This is a genomic window from Modestobacter sp. VKM Ac-2977 (genome assembly GCF_026968045.1).
GTDB lineage: Bacteria > Actinomycetota > Actinomycetes > Mycobacteriales > Geodermatophilaceae > Modestobacter.
Genome location: NZ_JAPVBQ010000001.1, coordinates 1,392,737 through 1,408,579, shown reverse-complemented (window position 1 = coordinate 1,408,579; position 15,843 = coordinate 1,392,737). Strand labels below are relative to the sequence as shown.

Genomic DNA, 15,843 nt, shown 5'->3' with positions numbered 1-15,843 from the left:
CTAGTGGCGCGCCCGCCTGCGGAAGGGCCCCGACGGCCCGAGTCCACCGGTGGCATCGGGCACGTCCCCCAGCAGCGCGGCGTCGTCGGCGGCGGAGGCGGTGACCCCGGTGCCACCCGGCGGGGCGACGGTCTCGTAGACGGCGAGGATCCGCTGGGCGACCACCGCCCAGTCGTAGTCGGCCACGGCCCGTCGGCCGGCCGCCTGCAGCTCGGCCCGCCGGGCCGGGTCGGCCAGCAGGCCACCGAGCGCCGCGGCCAACGCGGCGGCGTCCCCGCGCTTGACCAGCACCCCGGCGGTGCCGTCCTCCAGGACCCGGGCGAAGGCGTCCAGGTCGCTGGCGACCACCGGTGCGCCGGCCCCCATCGCCTCCAGCAGGATCACGCCGAAGGACTCCCCCAGCAGGTTCGGGGCGCAGTAGACGTCGACCGAGCGGAGGAAGGCCGCCTTGGCCGACTCGTCCAGCTCCCCGAGCACCGTGACGTGCGGACGCAGGTCGTCGGCCACCAGCTCGTCCAGCTCGTCGGGATCGCCGCGGCCGGCGATGAGCAGGCTGACCCGCGGGTGCTCGGCGACCACCGTCCGCATCGCCTCCAGCAGCACCGGCAGGCCCTTGCGCGGCTCGTCGTAGCGGCCGAGGAAGCCGATCGTCGGGGCCTCGGTGCCCCGCGCGTGGCCGGGCAGCGTCGGCCCGTTGGCGAAGGCCGCCACGTGCACCCCGTTCGGGATGACCACCGCGTCCCCGCCCAGGTGCTCCACCTGGACGCGACGAGCGAAGTCGGAGACCGCGATCCGCCCGCTGATCCGCTCCAGCCACGGGCGGGCCACCGGGCCCAGCGCGGCCAGCACCTTGGACCGGGTGGTCGCCGCGTGGAAGGTCGCCACGATCGGACCGTCGGCGATCACGCAGACGAGCAGGGAGAGCGAGACCGACGCCGGCTCGTGCACGTGGACGACGTCGAAGTGCCCCTCCCGCAGCCAGCGCCGGGCCCGGGCCGCCGCGACCGGGCCGAAGGAGATGCTGGCCATCGAGCCGTTGTACGGGACCGGCACCGCCCGGCCGGCCCAGGTGACGTGCTCGGCCGGCAGGTTCTCCTCGTGCTCGGCGGGGGTGAGGACCTCCACGGAGTGGCCGAGGGCGCGCAACGTCTCCGCCAGGTCGCGCACGTGGTACTGGACGCCGCCGGGGACGTCCCACGAGTAGGGGCAGACCAGCCCGATCCGCATCAGCCCACCTCCGCCGGCGGCGCGGAGACGGCCGGGAGGGCGGGCGCGCGCCCCTCGGGGCCCACCTCGGGCCAGACCCGGCCGAGCACGTGCCAGTCCTCGGGGCGCTCGGCGATCGTCGTGGCGAAGGCGTCGGCGACCTGCTGGGTCGCCCAGGTCACCCGGGCCCGCAGCCGGCCGGGCCCGTCCAGCGGGACCGGCGGGTGGACGACGAACTGCCACCCCATGCCGTCGAACTGGCAGACGGCGGGCAGCAGGGCGGCCCCGGTCTGGGCCGCGGCCAGCGCCGGACCCCCGGGCATCGTCGTCCGGCGGCCGAAGAAGGTGACCGGCACACCGCTGCCGGAGAGGTCGCGGTCCATCAGCAGGCACGCGGTCCCGCCGTCGGCCAGCCACTCCCGCAGCACCGCGGAGCTGGGTCGCTCGCCGCCGGTGAGCGGCACGACCCGCATGCCCAGCCGTTCCCGGAACGCGACGAACCGGCGGTACAGCGACTCCGGCCGCAGCCGCTCGGCGACGGTCAGGAAGGGGCCGCCGAGCCAGTCGATGAGCCACACCCCGGCGGCGTCCCAGTTCCCGCTGTGCGGCAGGGCGATGACGACGCCGCGGCCCTCCGCGCGGGCGCGGTCCAGGTGTTCCCGGCCGCGCATCGTCGAGCCGGCGAGGATCCGCTCGGTGGAGAGCGTGGGCAGCCGGAAGGCCTCCTGCCAGTACCGGGCGTAGGACTGCATCGCCCGCCGGGTGAGGGCGTCGAGCGCGGCGTCGTCGAGGCTGCCGCCGGTGACGACGTCCAGGTTCGACCGCAGCTGCCGGGCGCCCCGCCCGCCCCGGCGCACGGCGAGCGCGCCGCCCGCGGCGGAGCCGGCCCGGGCCACCGGCTCGGGCAGCAGTCGGACGACCCGCCAGCCGGCTGCGTACCCGGCGTCGGTGAGCCGGGCGAGCAGGTCGACGCGGCGGCTCACGGCGTGGGGCGCCCGGACGCCTCGTCGGGCGAGGACGTCGGCAGCTGCAGGCCGCGGGACTCCCGGCGGACCGCGGCGAAGCGCTGCGCGACCGTCACCGCGCTGCCGGCCAGCAGCACCCAGAGGGCGACGTGGACCGCGTACGGGATGCCCAGGCCGGTGAACCCGGTACCTACCAGCACCAGGATCAGCCGCTCGGTGCGCTCGACGACGCCGACGTCGGCCGACAGCCCGACGCCCTCGGCGCGGGCCTTGACGTAGGAGGTGAGCACCCCGAGCACCAGGCACAGCAGGGCGAGCAGCACCAGCAGCCGGTTGTCCCCCGCCCCGGAGAACCACCAGACCAGCCCGCCGAAGATCGCGGCGTCGGCGGCCCGGTCGCCGGTGGAGTCCAGCACCGCGCCGAACACCGAACCGCCCCCGCGGGCCCGGGCCAGGGCGCCGTCGAGCATGTCCAGCAGCACGAAGACGGTGACGGCCAGCGCGCCCCAGAAGAGGTGGCCGTTCCCGATCAGGAAGACCGCGGAGACCACCGCGCCGAGGGTGCCGGTGAGCGTGACCGCATCGGCGGTGACCCCGGCCCGGACCAGGCCGCGCACCACCGGTGCCCAGAACCGGGCGACGGCCGGCCGCAGGTTGACGCCGAGCACTCAGGCCACCGTCGGGTGCGGCGCGGGACCGGTCGGCTGACCCGCGTCCGGCCAGGCACCGGCCAGCAGGGCGCGCGTCTCGGCGAGCACCTGGGGCAGCACCCGGGTCAGCCCGATCACCGGCATGAAGTTGGTGTCCCCGCCCCAGCGCGGCACGGCGTGCTGGTGCAGGTGGTCGGCGATCCCGGCGCCGGCCACCGACCCCTGGTTCATGCCGACGTTGAAGCCGTGCGCGCCGCTGACCGACCGCACCACGCGCATCGCCGTCTGGGTGAAGGCGCCGAGCTCGGCGACCTCGGCGATGGTCAGGTCGGTGTAGTCGGGGACGTGCCGGTACGGCACGACCATCAGGTGACCGGCGTTGTAGGGGTAGAGGTTGAGGACGGCGAACACCGTCTCGCCCCGGGCCACGATCAGTCCCTCCTCGTCCGACATCGCCGGGATCAGGCAGAACGGGCAGTCGTGGTCGCCACTCGGCTTGTTCTCCCCGCGGATGTAGGCCATCCGGTAGGGCGTCCACAGGTGCTCGAAGCCGGACGTCGGTCCGTCGTCGTCGTTGCGCACCGGCACCCGGTAGGCAGCCGCCGCCTCGCTCACGTCCCCGCCCACGTCCTCGCTCATCCGGCCACCATCGGGGTCTCCGCGGTCGGGTCGGTGTTGTGCCGCCCCTCGACCCAGCCGGCGACCTGGGCCACCGCCTCGGCGACCGGGACGCCGTTGCGCTGCGAGCCGTCCCGGTAGCGGAAGGAGACCGCCCCGGCCTCGGCGTCGGTGGCCCCGGCGATCAGCACGAAGGGCACCTTCTGCTTGCTGGCGGTGCGGATCTTCTTCTGCATCCGGTCGTCGGAGTCGTCGACCTCCACCCGGATGCCGCGCTGGCGCAGCTGCAGGGCGACGTCGGTCAGGTACGGCACCTGCTCGTCGGTGATCGGGATGCCGACCACCTGGACCGGCGCGAGCCAGGCCGGGAAGGCGCCGGCGTAGTGCTCGGTCAGCACCCCGAAGAACCGCTCGATGGACCCGAACAGCGCCCGGTGCAGCATCACCGGCCGCTGCCGGGTCCCGTCGGCGGCGGTGTACTCCAGGCCGAAGCGCTCCGGCAGGTTGAAGTCGACCTGGATGGTCGACATCTGCCAGGTGCGCCCGATCGCGTCCCTGGCCTGGACGGAGATCTTCGGGCCGTAGAACGCGGCGCCACCCGGGTCGGGGAACAGCTCCAGCCCGGAGTCCACCGCGGCCTGCCGGAGCGCCTCGGTGGCGCGCTCCCAGCCCTCGTCGGTGCCCACCGACTTCTCCGGGTTCCGGGTGGACAGCTCCAGGTAGAAGTCGCTCAACCCGTAGTCCGACAGCAGCCCCAGCACGAAGTCGAGCAGCCCACGGAGCTCCCCGGCCATCTGCTCGGGCGTGCAGTAGATGTGCGCGTCGTCCTGGGTGAAGCCGCGGGCGCGGGTGAGCCCGTGGACGACGCCGGACTTCTCGTAGCGGTAGACGGTGCCGAACTCGAACAGCCGGAGCGGGAGCTCGCGGTAGGAGCGGCCTCGGGAGTCGAACACCAGGTTGTGCATCGGGCAGTTCATCGGCTTGAGGTAGTAGTCCTGCCCCTGCCGCCGGACGTTGCCGTCGCTGTCCCGCTCCTCGTCCAGCTGCATCGCCGGGTACATGCCCTCGGCGTACCAGTCCAGGTGGCCGGAGGTCTCGAACAGCTGCCCCTTGGTGATGTGCGGGGTGTTGACGAAGGAGTAGCCGGCCTCCTCGTGGCGACGCTGGCTGTACTTCTCCAGCTCCCGCCGGATGATCCCGCCCTTGGGGTGGAAGACCGCCAGCCCGGAGCCGACCTCGTCGGGGAAGCTGAACAGGTCCAGCTCGGAGCCCAGCCGGCGGTGGTCGCGCCGCTCGGCCTCGGCGATCTGCTCCAGGTACGCCTTGAGCGCGTCCTTGCTCTCCCACGCGGTGCCGTAGACCCGCTGCAGCTGCGGGTTCTTCTCACTCCCCCGCCAGTACGCGGCGGCGCTGCGGGTGAGGGAGAACGCCGGGATGGTGGAGGTGCGCGGCAGGTGCGGGCCGCGGCACAGGTCGGTCCACAGCCGGTCGCCGGTGCGCGGGTCGAGGTTGTCGTACATGGTCAGCTGCGCGCCGCCCACCTCGACGTCGGCGCCCTCGGCGACCTCCTCGCCCGCCCCGTCCTGGCCGGCACCGCCCTTGAGCCCGATGAGCTCGAGCTTGTACGGCTCGTGCGCCAGCTCGGCCCGGGCCTCGTCGTCGCCGATCTCCCGGCGGCTGAAGTTCTGCCCCTGCTTCACGATCGCCTGCATGCGCTTCTCCAGCGCCTGCAGGTCCTCCGGGGTGAACGGGCGCTCGGGGTCGAAGTCGTAGTAGAACCCGTTCTCCACGGGCGGGCCGATGCCCAGCCGGGTGCCCGGGAACAGGTCCTGCACCGCCTGGGCCAGCACGTGGGCGGTCGAGTGCCGGATCACCGCGCGGCCGTCGGCGCTGGCGGCGGGCACCGGCTCGACCTCGGCCTCGGCGTCGGGGACCCAGCCGAGGTCCTTGAGGTCGCCGGAGGCCAGCTCGCGGACGACGACCGCGCCGTCCGGGCCCTTCAGCGGCACCCCGGCGTCCTTGAGCGCCTGCAGGGCCGTCGTCCCGGCCGGCACCCGGATCGCAGCGACGGCGGTGGGCGAGGGCGGGGTGGACACGAGAGCTCCCGGGGGTCAGGCACGGTCCCGGCCGGTCGGCCGGGCCTGTCGAGACTAGTGCGCCGGGACGACGCCCCGGGTCAGCCGGGGACGATCGCGAGCCCCGCGGCGACCGCGCCCCGCGCATCGAGCACCGCACCGATCCGCGCGGCGCTCTCCGGGTCGGCGGGCACCAGCCGGACGGCGTCGTCCCCGACCTCGATCCGCACCGGCACCGCCTCGGCCTCCGACACGGCGAACCGGCCGTCCTCGCCGCGGGTGAAGGTGAACCGGGCGATCACCGAGTCCTCGGTGTCGTAACCGCGGGTGGCGTGCTCGGCGAGGTGGTTGCCCAGGCCGTAGGCCGCCCACTCCCCGTCGACCTGCTCGAACGGCTGGACGACGTGGGCGTGGTGGCCGAGGACCAGGTCGACGTCCGGGGAGGCGAGCAGCGTGCGCACCGCCTGCTCCTGGGCCGTCGTCGGCTCGTGGTCGTACTCGGCGCAGCAGTGCACGCTGGCCACCACCACCTCCGCGCCGGCGGCCCGGGCGGCGGCCGCATCGGCCAGCACGGCGCTGACGTCGGGCACCGCGAAGGTGTCGACGGCGAAGGGGGCGTCGGACGGGAGCGGGACCCCGTTGAGCGAGAAGGTCGTGGCCACGTGCCCGACGCGCACTCCCCCGGCCTCGACGACCACCGGCTGCGCGCTCTCCGCTGCGCTGCGGTAGGTGCCGGTGTGCGCGATCCCCGCGGCGTCGAGGGCGTCCAGGGTGCGGACCAGCCCGTCGAAGCCGTCGTCCAGGGAGTGGTTGGAGGCGGTGGAGCACAGGTCGTACCCGGCGCCGGCGAGGGCGTCGACGATCTCCGGCTGGGCGGCGAAGGACGGGTAGCCCGAGTAGGGCCCACCCACCGGGGCGACCGGTGTCTCCAGGTGGCAGATCGCCAGGTCGGCGGCCTGCAGCACCGGGGCGATCGGGGCGAAGACCGCCGAGAAGTCCCAGCTGCCGTCGGGCTGCCGGGCACCCGAGGTGAGCGCACGGCCCTGGTGCACCAGCACGTCGCCGGTGGCGACCAGGGTGAACGAGTCGGGGGCGGGCGGAGCCTCGGGCGTCGCCACCGACGACGGCGCCGGGGTGCCAGGCTCGGCGACCGGGGTCGAGGTCGGCTCGTCGGTGCCACAGCCGGCCAGCACCGCCACGAGCAGCGCCGCGAGCAGGGCCGGCGCAGCTCTCCTCGTCACGGTCGCCGAGGTTAGCGACCGCCGGCACCGAGGCTGACCCGGACACCTCAGTCGAGCAGGTGGACCTCGTCGCCCTCGGCGACCGTGCCCGGGGTGCGGACCTCGGCGTACACACCCAGACAGTGCTTGGGGGTGCGGACCACGTCGAGCTCCGCGGTGCCGATCCGCAGCCGACGGCCGACCCAGGACCGCTCGTCGGCACCGTCGGCCAGGTGGAGCAGCAGGTTGGCGCGCGGGTCGTCGGCCGAGCAGCCCTCGGGGACGTCGCCGTCCGCGGCCCGCTCGATCGCCCCGCGGGACACCAGGTGGACGGCGGCGGCGTCGACCTGCGGGCCCCCGGTCGAGGCAGCCAGGCGGATCGGCCGGCCCAGCACCTCGGTCAGGGTGAGGCCGTCGGCCTCGGTGTCCCCGGTCGGGACGACCTCGCGCAGCCGGGGGGTGGTCTTCACGGTGACCCGCTCGCCGGTGTCGGCCTCGACGACCGACCACGCCCGGTCACCGCGCAGCCCGGCGTCCTGGACGTCCACGGCGGGGACCACCCGCCCGGCCAGGGACTTCACCGGGTACACCGAGATCTGGCCGACCTGCCCCACCGTGTCGCTCATCACCGGGACGCTACGCGGGCCGGGACCGGTCGGCCGACGGGCTGCCCCGGCGCCGCAGCCGGCGCAGCTGGGCCTCGAGGTAGGGCCGGGCCCGCCGCTGGCCGCCACGATCGGTGATGGCGCCGTCCAGGGCGGTCAGCACCCGGAGCAGCCGGAGCTCGTCAGGCCGCCAGGCGCGGCGCTGGCACTCCTCCAGCCACGGGACCGGCGCGGTGTGCCCCCGCTCGGAGTTGCAGCGGCGGCAGGCGGCCACCTCGTTCTCCAGCCAGGACGGCCCGCCCTTGACCCGCGGCACCACGTGCTCGGTGGTCGGCACCACCTGTGCGCCGAACGTCCGGCCGCACCACACGCAGGTGGGCCCGTCCCGCTCGACGGCGACCAGCAGTCGGGCCGCCCGGTCCAGTGCCATCGTGCCCATGGTGCGCCGCTCGCCGCATCCGTGCCCCCGGGACGACGAAGGGCCAGGATCGCCCGTCTCCGGGTTCACCTGGCCCTTGCATCCGGTGGGCGATACTGGGATCGAACCAGTGACCTCTTCGGTGTGAACGAAGCGCTCTACCGCTGAGCCAATCGCCCGGGTGCGTCGAACATCTTGCCAGATGCTCAACGCCAGAGTGGCACCCACCCCGGCACCCAGTCCGGCACGCCCACCACGTGCAGCGTCACGAGCAGCACAGCGCAGACGAAAGCCGCGGTCAGGGCGGCGACGGCCAGGCGCACCACCAGTGGCTGGCGGTTCAGCCAGGCCGTCCACCGGGCGACGTGCCGCCGGGTGAAGTCCAGCACCCGTTCGGCCCAGGTGAACTCGGTGGCGAGCAGGAACAACCCGGCGATCACGGTCAGCCACCCGGGCCCCGGCAGCGGGATCGTGACGATGCCGAAGGCCACGACCAGGCCACCCACCAGCCCGACCCCGCACCGGTAGGGCGCGTCCAGGCTGCGCCGGGTGGCGATCCAGCGCCGCCAGCGCACCTCGGCGACCCGCTCGCGCAGGCTGTGCACGTCGTCGGCGTCGTACCGGGCGCGGCGTTCCTCGGCGGTCTCCGGCACGTCCGGCTCCGGCGGGACCGGCACGTGCTCACCCCGGGCTGCCATCGTGTCCTGTCCGCTCAGCTGGTCACCTGCCCGGTCGCGACGATGTCCGTCGGTTCCGACGGAGCCTGCCGACCGGGCTCGATGCTGATGGCGTACGCGGGGTACTCGTCCAGACCGGTCTCCGACGAGCCTACGGTCCGCAGGTCCATCTCAGAAGTCACCACGTCGAACGTCCCGATGGCCACGGGGGAACCGTCCGGCAACCCCCAGACGACGTAGGTGCGGTCGCCGGGGTCGTTGACCGGCAGGCCGTCGGCCAGCACCTGCAGTCGACCGTCCCGGGCGACGACGGTCGCGACGTCCTCCCCGCCCTCCTCGTCCACCTCGATCAGCGGGGCGATGGTGGCCTGCCCCGGCTCCAGGAGCGTGTCCAGCATCCGGGCCTGCTCGGCCGCCGCGGCCACGGCCTCGTCGCGGGCGCTGGTGAGGGCGACGTTCCAGGCACCCAGCGCCAGCACCGCCGCCACCGCAGCCGCGACCAACGCGGTCGGGAGCACCCGCCGCCAGGCCGGGCGGGGGTCGGCGACGTGGGTGGGCCGCGGCAGGCGGAGCTCTCGCGCCGAGGTGCTGCCCGTGCCGGCCTCCCACGGGGCAGGCCGGCCCGCTGGGCGGGCCGGCGCAGCCGGTGGCTGCTCCCGCCGGCGCTCGGGTGGGGCCGCCTGCGGGAGCTGCTCGGTCTCCTCGACCGCTGCGCGCAGCCGGTCCCGCAGTGCGTCCGACGGCTCGGCCGGTGGCAGGTCGCTGGACATCGCCGCCATCACCTCGGCCGTCTCGGCGACCGTGTCGGCACAGCGGTCGCAGCCGGCGAGGTGGGCGGCGAAGAGGTCCTCGTCCTCGGGCTCGAGCGCGTGCAGCGCCCAGCCGACGGCGAGCTCCTCCCAGCTGCGGTGCTCGTCGTCCCGGTTGTCCGTGGATGCGGTCATCGCGGGGCTCCGTCGGCCGGGGTGACCCCGGGCAGCCCGGTGCCGAGCGTGTCCTTGAGCCGGCGCATGCCGGCGAGCATCCGCGTCTTGACGGTCCCCAGGGGAGTGCCGGTCAGGGCGGCCACCTCCCGCTGGGTGTACCCGCCGTAGTAGGCCAAGGTCAGCGCCTCCCGTTGCGGATCGGGCAGGGAGCGCAGCGCCGTCCGCACGCGGTCGGCCTCCACCCGCTCCCAGGCCTGGTCCTCGACGTCGTGGTTCTCGGTCGGTGCCGCGAGCGCCATGTCCTCCTCGGCCCGCGCGGTGCGGCGGCGCTGAGACTCCTCGCGCCGGACGGCGTCCACCGCCTTGTGGTGGACCATCGTCAGCAACCAGGAGGTGACACTGCCCCGGCTGCCGTCGAAGGCGCCCGGGTTGCGCCAGATGCCGAGGAAGACGTCCTGGAGCACGTCCTCGGCCAGCGTGTCGTCGGCCAGCACCCGGCGGGCCAGGGCGAACGCCGGGCGTCGGAAGCGCAGGTAGAGGTCATCGACCGCCGTGCGGTCACCGGCCGCCATCCGGCGGACCAGCTCGAGGTCGGCGGCGCCGTCCTCGGGACTGCGCACTGGTCGGCTCACGAGGCCCATGGTCACACGCGGCGTTCGGCTCGTCGGCCCTGATCGGTTCGACCCGTGAGCACGGGCACTGCGACCGCGTCGAGCCGTGTCGCCTGGCGACTCCTGGGGCGCATGTGACTGGTGTGGCGCGACACGCCGGGACCATGCGTGACCAAGGGCGGTTCTGGGTCGTTAAGGAGGCATGGCTCGCCACTCGATGTCCGGCTGCACCGCTCGGACGACGTTCCACCTCATCGGCCCCCAGTCCTGGACGGCGGTCCCGGCCGCCCTGGTCTACGACTCCGGCGACCCGTTCGCGGTGCGCGTCCGGTTCGGCGACGACGGCGCCGAGGACGCCCGTGCCCACGACGGCGGGTCCGCGTTCGAGGCGGCCGTACAGGCGGTCGGCGCGGACGACACCGCCTACGACACGGCCCCGGACGAGGACGGCGGCGTCGAGTGGCTGCTCAGCCGCGACCTCCTGCGCGCGGGCCTGATCGGGCCGGTCGGTGAGGGCGACGTGCGGCTGTGGCCGGCGCGCAACGGGCTGGACGTGCTCTTCCTGCAGCTGCGCGCCCCCTCGGGCGAGGCGCTGTTCGAGGTGTCCGGCGCCGCGGTCGGCCAGTTCCTGCGCGAGACCGACGCCCTGGTGCCGGTCGGTACGGAGAGCGAGCTGCTGCGGGTCGACGACGAGCTCACCGCGCTGCTGCGCGGTGGCACCGACAACCCGACGTCGCACTGACCCCCACGCGGCGCTGACCTGGGGAGAACCCCGTCCTGACACCCCCGGGACCCCCCGGGTTTGGACCCCCGAATCGGGTCGGTTAGAGTTCTCCACGTAACGCGGACTTGATCCGCAGCGCGGACGTGGCTCAGTGGTAGAGCATCACCTTGCCAAGGTGAGGGTCGCGGGTTCGAATCCCGTCGTCCGCTCGGAACCCCGGGCGCTGGTCGCGAGACCGGCGCCTGGCGTGCGGTGGAGTGGCCGAGAGGCGAGGCAACGGCCTGCAAAGCCGTCTACACGGGTTCAAATCCCGTCTCCACCTCGTCTCCTCCACGGAGCACGGGTGTGGAGGCAGGCCGGTCGGCAGACCGGTAGGGGCGATTGGCGCAGCGGTAGCGCGCTTCCCTGACACGGAAGAGGTCACTGGTTCGATCCCAGTATCGCCCACCAGCCACGAAGGCCCCAGGTCCACGGACCTGGGGCCTTCGTCGTCTCAGCGGGAGCCCGCCGGCGGCGGACGGGTTGTGACGATCCCCACTCAGCCGACCGGCACCCCGTCGGCCGCGGCACGCAGGGCGGCCAGGTCCAGCTTGCGCATGCCGAGCATGGCCTGCACCGCGCGCTGGGCCCGCGCCGGGTCCGGGTCGGCGAACAGCTCGTCCATGCCGGCCGGGACGACCTGCCAGGACAGCCCGTAGCGGTCCTTGAGCCAGCCACACTCGCTCTCCGCTCCCCCGTCGCCGACGAGCCGGTCCCAGTACCGGTCGACCTCTGGCTGGTCGGCGCAGTCGATCTGGAAGGAGACGGCCTCGGTGAAGGGGAACTGCGGCCCACCGTTGATCCCGACGAAGCGCTGGCCGGCCAACTCGAACTCCACGCTCATCACCGACCCGACCGGGCCGGGTGCGCCCTCCGGGTAGCGGGCCACGCTGAGCACCCGCCCCGCACCGAAGACGTCGATGTAGTAGTGCGCCGCCTCCTCGGCCTGGGTGTCGAACCACAGGTTCGGGACGATCTTCTGCTGCGCCATCTCGTTTCCTCTCCACGGCGGAGACCCCGCACCGGGGTCTGCCCCATGGACCGGACCGGCCGGCGGAACTCATCGCCGCAGTCAGCGCGTCGCGGGCTCCACGCGCTCGGACCAGAAGCGCTGCACCTGGGCCACCAGCTCCGCGGGGGGACCGTCGTTGCGCAGGACGACGTCGGCGACCGCCCGCCGCTGCTCGTCCGTGGCCTGGCTGGCGATCCGGGCGCGCGCGTCGGCCGCGGACAGCCCCCGGTCCACCAGCCGGGCGACCCGGGTCTCCGGCTCGGTCTCGACGACCAGCACGAGGTCGTAGGAGCCCGCCTGACCGGTCTCCACGAGCAGGGGCACGTCCTGGACGACGACCGACCCCGACGGCGCCGCAGCAGCCAGCTCAGCGGCACGCGCGCGCACCCGGGGGTGGACGATCGCGTCCAGCCGGGCCCGGGCCGCAGGGTCGGCGAAGACGACGGAGGCGAGCGCAGCCCGGTCCAGGGCGCCCTCCTCGGTCAGCACGCCGGGCCCGAACTCCTCGGCGATCGCGGTCAACCCCGGCGTACCGGGTTCCACCACCTCGCGGGCGAGACGGTCGGCGTCCACGACGACGGCACCGCGTTCGGCCAGCAGGGCCGCGACGGTGCTCTTGCCCGAACCGATGCCCCCGGTCAACCCGATCTTCAGCACGGTCCGACCTTAGGAGGACACCGGACCTCTCGCAGGGTCCCGCCACGGGGTCGCCCGCGGTCGGGGGCCTGCACAGGTCTCGGCGAGGTCACGGCGCCGGCCCCCTCGGCGCGTCGCACCAGTCACACCAGTCACAGGACCTACCTTTCGTCCCGGTGGACTTCCCCCGCCACAGCAGAGAGGCAGAACCGACCATGTCCCGTTCCACGCTCGATGGCGCACAGTCGGCCGCTGGCACTCCCCGCCGTGGTCGGCACCGGATCGACAACCCCACCGGGGTGCGGTGCTCCGACCTCCCCGGCGTGCGCGAGCGTCTGCCGCAGGGTCGCCGCGGCGCCGCCTTCTTCCGCGCCCTGATGCCGAGCGTGCGCTCCGGTCGGCACACCTGGGACTTCCTGGCCAACGCCGGCGGCCGCCCGAGGACCGCGTTCGCGATCATCCTCAGCCTCTGACGCAGGGCCCTCCTGCCGCCACCGCCCGCGAGCTCGCTGCGGCCCCCGACGGAAGGGCCTGACCGAGGTCGACGCGCCCCCCTCCCGGTGCCCGCGCCCGCTGACGGCTCATGGACGAGCCGGCAAGCACCCCATGGTCCGACGGCTCACGGCTGAGCCCCCCGGACCCGACGACCCCGTCGACCCCTACGGTCGGCGGGGTCGTCGCCGTCCGGGCTGAGGACGGCCGGGCGCAGGGCGGCTGGACTCGCTGACGGCCGGGTCCACGACGGCCAGCCTCTCGACGGCCATCCGGGTGCAGAGACGACCGTGCGCCGCCCACCCGGAGGTGGACGGCGCACGGTCAGGTGCTGCTCAGACGAGCTGCTGGGTCACTCGCCGCCGGCGAGCTTGGCCCGCAGGGCCGCCAGCGCCTCGTCGGAGGCCAGGGTGCCACCGGTGGAGGGGGCGTCCGGCGCGTCGACCGGCTCGCTGGAGTAGCTGCCACCGGCCGCAGCCTCGGCGTCGGCCTCCTTGGCCGCCGCGATCTGCTTGCGGTGCGCCTCGAAGCGGGCCTGGGCCTCGGCGTACTGCCGCTCCCACGTCTCGCGGGCCTCGTCGTAGCCCTCGAGCCACTCGCCGGTGTCGGAGTCGAAGCCCTCGGGGTAGACGTAGTTGCCCTGCTCGTCGTACGAAGCCGACATGCCGTAGGCGGCCGGGTCGAACTGCTCCTCGTCGCCGACGACGCCCTCGTTGGCCTGCTTGAGGGACAGCGAGATGCGCCGGCGGTCCAGGTCGATGTCGATGACCTTGACCAGGATCTCGTCGCCGACCTGCACGACCTGCTCCGGGATCTCCACGTGGCGCTCGGCCAGCTCCGAGATGTGCACCAGGCCCTCGATGCCCTCGTCGACGCGCACGAACGCACCGAAGGGGACGAGCTTGGTGACCTTGCCCGGCACGACCTGACCGATCTGGTGCGTGCGGGCGAACTGACGCCACGGGTCCTCCTGCGTCGCCTTCAGCGACAGGGAGACCCGCTCACGGTCCAGGTCGACGTCGAGGACCTCGACGGTGACCTCCTGGCCGACCTCGACGACCTCGGACGGGTGGTCGATGTGCTTCCAGGAGAGCTCGGAGACGTGCACCAGACCGTCGACGCCGCCGAGGTCGACGAACGCACCGAAGTTGACGATCGAGGAGACGACGCCCGTGCGGACCTGGCCCTTGGCGAGCTTGTTGAGGAACTCGCTGCGGACCTCGGACTGGGTCTGCTCCAGCCACTGACGACGGGAGAGGACGACGTTGTTGCGGTTCTTGTCGAGCTCGATGATCTTCGCCTCGAGCTCGCGGCCCACGTACGGCTGCAGGTCGCGCACGCGGCGCATCTCGACGAGCGAGGCGGGGAGGAAGCCGCGCAGGCCGATGTCGAGGATCAGGCCGCCCTTGACGACCTCGATGACGGTGCCGGTGACGACCTCGTCGGCTTCCTTCTTGGCCTCGATCGTGCCCCAGGCGCGCTCGTACTGAGCCCGCTTCTTGGACAGGATGAGCCGGCCCTCCTTGTCCTCCTTCTGGAGGACGAGGGCTTCCACCTCGTCGCCGACCTTGACGACCTCGGTCGGGTCGACGTCGTGCTTGATGGACAGCTCACGCGAGGGGATGACGCCCTCGGTCTTGTAGCCGATGTCCAGCAGCACCTCGTCCCGGTCGACCTTGACGATGATGCCTTCGACGATGTCGCCGTCGTTGAAGTACTTGATCGTCTGGTCGATCGCAGCGAGGAAGTCCTCGGCGGTGCCGATGTCGTTGACCGCGATCTGGGGGGTGCTGTCGGGACGGACCTGGGTGGAGGTCATGTGGTCGAGTGCTCCGGACGGGGGATGCGTAGGGACAGGATCACCCGCGGCCCAGGCGGACCACGGGGAGGTTCACGGGAGGCGGCCATGTCGACCCCCGTACAGGAAGGTCAACACCACAGACCTCTGGCGTACTCCCCATCGTACGGACCTGGCGAGAGCCCGGTCCACCAGGGGGCGGGCCCGGCCGGCAGGGCCACCGACCGGACGGCGTGTCACCATCGGCGCGTCATGGACAGCACTCCGGCACGACCCCCCGCTGCCCCCCTGCTGCTGGCCGAGGACGGCTACCCGGCAGCGGGAGGGGTGACGCGGCGGCCGGCCGGGCCGGCCGAGTCCGCCCGGGCGAACCGGGGCTGGTGGGACGCCGCCGCACCGGCCTACCTCGCCGAGCACGGCAGCGACCTCGGCGACGCCGACTTCCTCTGGTGCCCCGAGGGACTGCGGGAGGCCGACGCGCACCTGCTGGGCGAGGTCGCCGGGCGACGGGTGCTGGAGATCGGCTGCGGCTCGGCTCCCTGCTCCCGCTGGCTGCGCACGGCCGGTGCCGCACCGGTGGCACTGGACGTCTCCGGGGGCATGCTCGCCCGCGCCGCGGAGCTGAACCGGTCCACCGGCATCCCCGTCCCCCTGCTGCAGGCCGACGCCGGGGCGCTCCCCCTGGCCGACGCCAGCGTGGACCTGGCCTGCTCGGCCTTCGGCGGTTTCCCGTTCGTCGCCGATGCCACGGCGGTGCTGAGCGAGATCGCCCGCGTGCTCCGGCCGGGCGGGCGACTGGTCGCTTCGGTGAACCACCCGATGCGGTGGCCGATGCCGGACTCCCCGGACCCGGCCGACCTCCGCGTCGTCTCCTCCTACTTCGACCGCGCGCCGTACGTGGAGACCGACGAGGCCGGGGCGACCGTCTACGTGGAGCACCACCGCACGATCGGCGACTGGGTACGGGCGGTCGTCGGCGCCGGGTTCGTGCTCAGCGACCTCATCGAGCCGGAGTGGACGCCCGGCCGCACCGAGACCTGGGGGCAGTGGTCGCCGGAACGGGGCGCGCTGATGCCGGGGACGCTCGTGCTGGTCTGCGACCTGCCCCACTGAGCGGCTGGACCGGACGCCGACCTGCCGATCGGCGTCCGGACCTGCCAGGCTGTCCGGC

At 73.8% G+C, this 15,843-nt stretch carries 17 protein-coding genes and 4 tRNA genes; 6 read left to right on the top strand and 15 right to left on the bottom strand.

What is annotated here, in order from left to right; all coding sequences use genetic code 11:
• The 12 genes from O2V63_RS06810 to O2V63_RS06755 all read right to left on the bottom strand — a co-directional run bounded on the left by O2V63_RS06810 (nucleotide 1) and on the right by O2V63_RS06755 (nucleotide 10,001).
• Complete coding sequence (locus O2V63_RS06810) at nucleotides 1–1,227, bottom strand: glycosyltransferase family 4 protein (protein ID WP_269166779.1); 1,227 nt, start codon at nucleotides 1,225–1,227, stop codon at nucleotides 1–3.
• Entirely contained in the window at nucleotides 1,227–2,189 is a 963-nt protein-coding gene (locus tag O2V63_RS06805) for a phosphatidylinositol mannoside acyltransferase (RefSeq protein ID WP_269166778.1), read from the bottom strand. Before O2V63_RS06805 ends, O2V63_RS06810 begins: the two co-directional genes overlap by 1 nt.
• The gene (gene pgsA / locus O2V63_RS06800) at nucleotides 2,186–2,839 is read right to left on the bottom strand and encodes a phosphatidylinositol phosphate synthase (protein ID WP_269166777.1); all 654 of its coding nucleotides are present in this window, start codon (nucleotides 2,837–2,839) and stop codon (nucleotides 2,186–2,188) included. The genes O2V63_RS06805 and pgsA overlap by 4 nt, the downstream gene beginning before the upstream one ends.
• The gene (locus O2V63_RS06795; protein ID WP_269166776.1) at nucleotides 2,840–3,460 is read right to left on the bottom strand and encodes an HIT family protein; all 621 of its coding nucleotides are present in this window, start codon (nucleotides 3,458–3,460) and stop codon (nucleotides 2,840–2,842) included.
• Complete coding sequence (thrS, locus tag O2V63_RS06790) at nucleotides 3,457–5,535, bottom strand: threonine--tRNA ligase (RefSeq protein WP_269166775.1); 2,079 nt, start codon at nucleotides 5,533–5,535, stop codon at nucleotides 3,457–3,459. The genes O2V63_RS06795 and thrS overlap by 4 nt, the downstream gene beginning before the upstream one ends.
• An 80-nt stretch (nucleotides 5,536–5,615) precedes the next feature.
• Nucleotides 5,616–6,755, bottom strand: a complete 1,140-nt coding sequence (locus tag O2V63_RS06785; RefSeq protein ID WP_269166774.1) for a CapA family protein — start codon at nucleotides 6,753–6,755, stop codon at nucleotides 5,616–5,618.
• Between the two features lie 47 nt (nucleotides 6,756–6,802).
• On the bottom strand, nucleotides 6,803–7,360 hold the full coding sequence (locus tag O2V63_RS06780) for an MOSC N-terminal beta barrel domain-containing protein (RefSeq protein ID WP_269166773.1): 558 nt from the start codon (nucleotides 7,358–7,360) through the stop codon (nucleotides 6,803–6,805).
• A gap of 10 nt (nucleotides 7,361–7,370) precedes the next feature.
• Complete coding sequence (locus tag O2V63_RS06775) at nucleotides 7,371–7,769, bottom strand: HNH endonuclease (RefSeq protein WP_269166772.1); 399 nt, start codon at nucleotides 7,767–7,769, stop codon at nucleotides 7,371–7,373.
• Between the two features lie 95 nt (nucleotides 7,770–7,864).
• Nucleotides 7,865–7,936: transfer RNA gene (locus O2V63_RS06770), tRNA-Val, on the bottom strand.
• A gap of 27 nt (nucleotides 7,937–7,963) precedes the next feature.
• Nucleotides 7,964–8,434, bottom strand: coding sequence for a TIGR02611 family protein (locus tag O2V63_RS06765; RefSeq protein ID WP_269166771.1), 471 nt, complete (start codon nucleotides 8,432–8,434; stop codon nucleotides 7,964–7,966).
• A 35-nt stretch (nucleotides 8,435–8,469) separates the two neighbouring features.
• The gene (locus O2V63_RS06760; RefSeq protein ID WP_269166770.1) at nucleotides 8,470–9,378 is read right to left on the bottom strand and encodes an anti-sigma factor domain-containing protein; all 909 of its coding nucleotides are present in this window, start codon (nucleotides 9,376–9,378) and stop codon (nucleotides 8,470–8,472) included.
• Nucleotides 9,375–10,001, bottom strand: a complete 627-nt coding sequence (locus O2V63_RS06755; RefSeq protein WP_269166769.1) for a sigma-70 family RNA polymerase sigma factor — start codon at nucleotides 9,999–10,001, stop codon at nucleotides 9,375–9,377. Before O2V63_RS06755 ends, O2V63_RS06760 begins: the two co-directional genes overlap by 4 nt.
• Before the next feature lie 172 nt (nucleotides 10,002–10,173).
• Between O2V63_RS06755 and O2V63_RS06750 the strand changes: the two genes are divergently transcribed.
• The 4 genes from O2V63_RS06750 (at nucleotide 10,174) to O2V63_RS06735 (ending at nucleotide 11,145) form a co-directional block, all read left to right on the top strand.
• The gene (locus O2V63_RS06750) at nucleotides 10,174–10,713 is read left to right on the top strand and encodes an SsgA family sporulation/cell division regulator (protein ID WP_269166768.1); all 540 of its coding nucleotides are present in this window, start codon (nucleotides 10,174–10,176) and stop codon (nucleotides 10,711–10,713) included.
• Between the two features lie 119 nt (nucleotides 10,714–10,832).
• Nucleotides 10,833–10,904: transfer RNA gene (locus tag O2V63_RS06745), tRNA-Gly, on the top strand.
• A 42-nt stretch (nucleotides 10,905–10,946) separates the two neighbouring features.
• Nucleotides 10,947–11,017, top strand: a tRNA-Cys gene (locus tag O2V63_RS06740).
• Between the two features lie 53 nt (nucleotides 11,018–11,070).
• A tRNA-Val gene (locus O2V63_RS06735) sits at nucleotides 11,071–11,145 on the top strand.
• Between the two features lie 88 nt (nucleotides 11,146–11,233).
• Here O2V63_RS06735 and O2V63_RS06730 read toward each other — a convergent pair.
• Both O2V63_RS06730 and coaE read right to left on the bottom strand, forming a co-directional pair.
• Complete coding sequence (locus O2V63_RS06730; protein ID WP_269166767.1) at nucleotides 11,234–11,725, bottom strand: VOC family protein; 492 nt, start codon at nucleotides 11,723–11,725, stop codon at nucleotides 11,234–11,236.
• An 81-nt stretch (nucleotides 11,726–11,806) separates the two neighbouring features.
• The gene (gene coaE / locus O2V63_RS06725; protein WP_269166766.1) at nucleotides 11,807–12,403 is read right to left on the bottom strand and encodes a dephospho-CoA kinase; all 597 of its coding nucleotides are present in this window, start codon (nucleotides 12,401–12,403) and stop codon (nucleotides 11,807–11,809) included.
• Nucleotides 12,404–12,597: 194 nt separating this feature from the next.
• On the opposite strand from coaE, the gene O2V63_RS06720 reads away from it, so the two are divergent.
• Nucleotides 12,598–12,855: a hypothetical protein gene (locus O2V63_RS06720; RefSeq protein ID WP_269166765.1), complete on the top strand. Its 258-nt coding sequence runs from the start codon at nucleotides 12,598–12,600 to the stop codon at nucleotides 12,853–12,855.
• 371 nt (nucleotides 12,856–13,226) lie between these two features.
• Here O2V63_RS06720 and rpsA read toward each other — a convergent pair whose 3' ends face one another.
• On the bottom strand, nucleotides 13,227–14,693 hold the full coding sequence (gene rpsA / locus O2V63_RS06715; RefSeq protein WP_269166764.1) for a 30S ribosomal protein S1: 1,467 nt from the start codon (nucleotides 14,691–14,693) through the stop codon (nucleotides 13,227–13,229).
• A gap of 231 nt (nucleotides 14,694–14,924) precedes the next feature.
• Between rpsA and O2V63_RS06710 the strand changes: the two genes are divergently transcribed.
• Complete coding sequence (locus O2V63_RS06710) at nucleotides 14,925–15,785, top strand: class I SAM-dependent methyltransferase (RefSeq protein ID WP_269166763.1); 861 nt, start codon at nucleotides 14,925–14,927, stop codon at nucleotides 15,783–15,785.
• The last annotated feature ends 58 nt before the right edge of the window (nucleotides 15,786–15,843 follow it).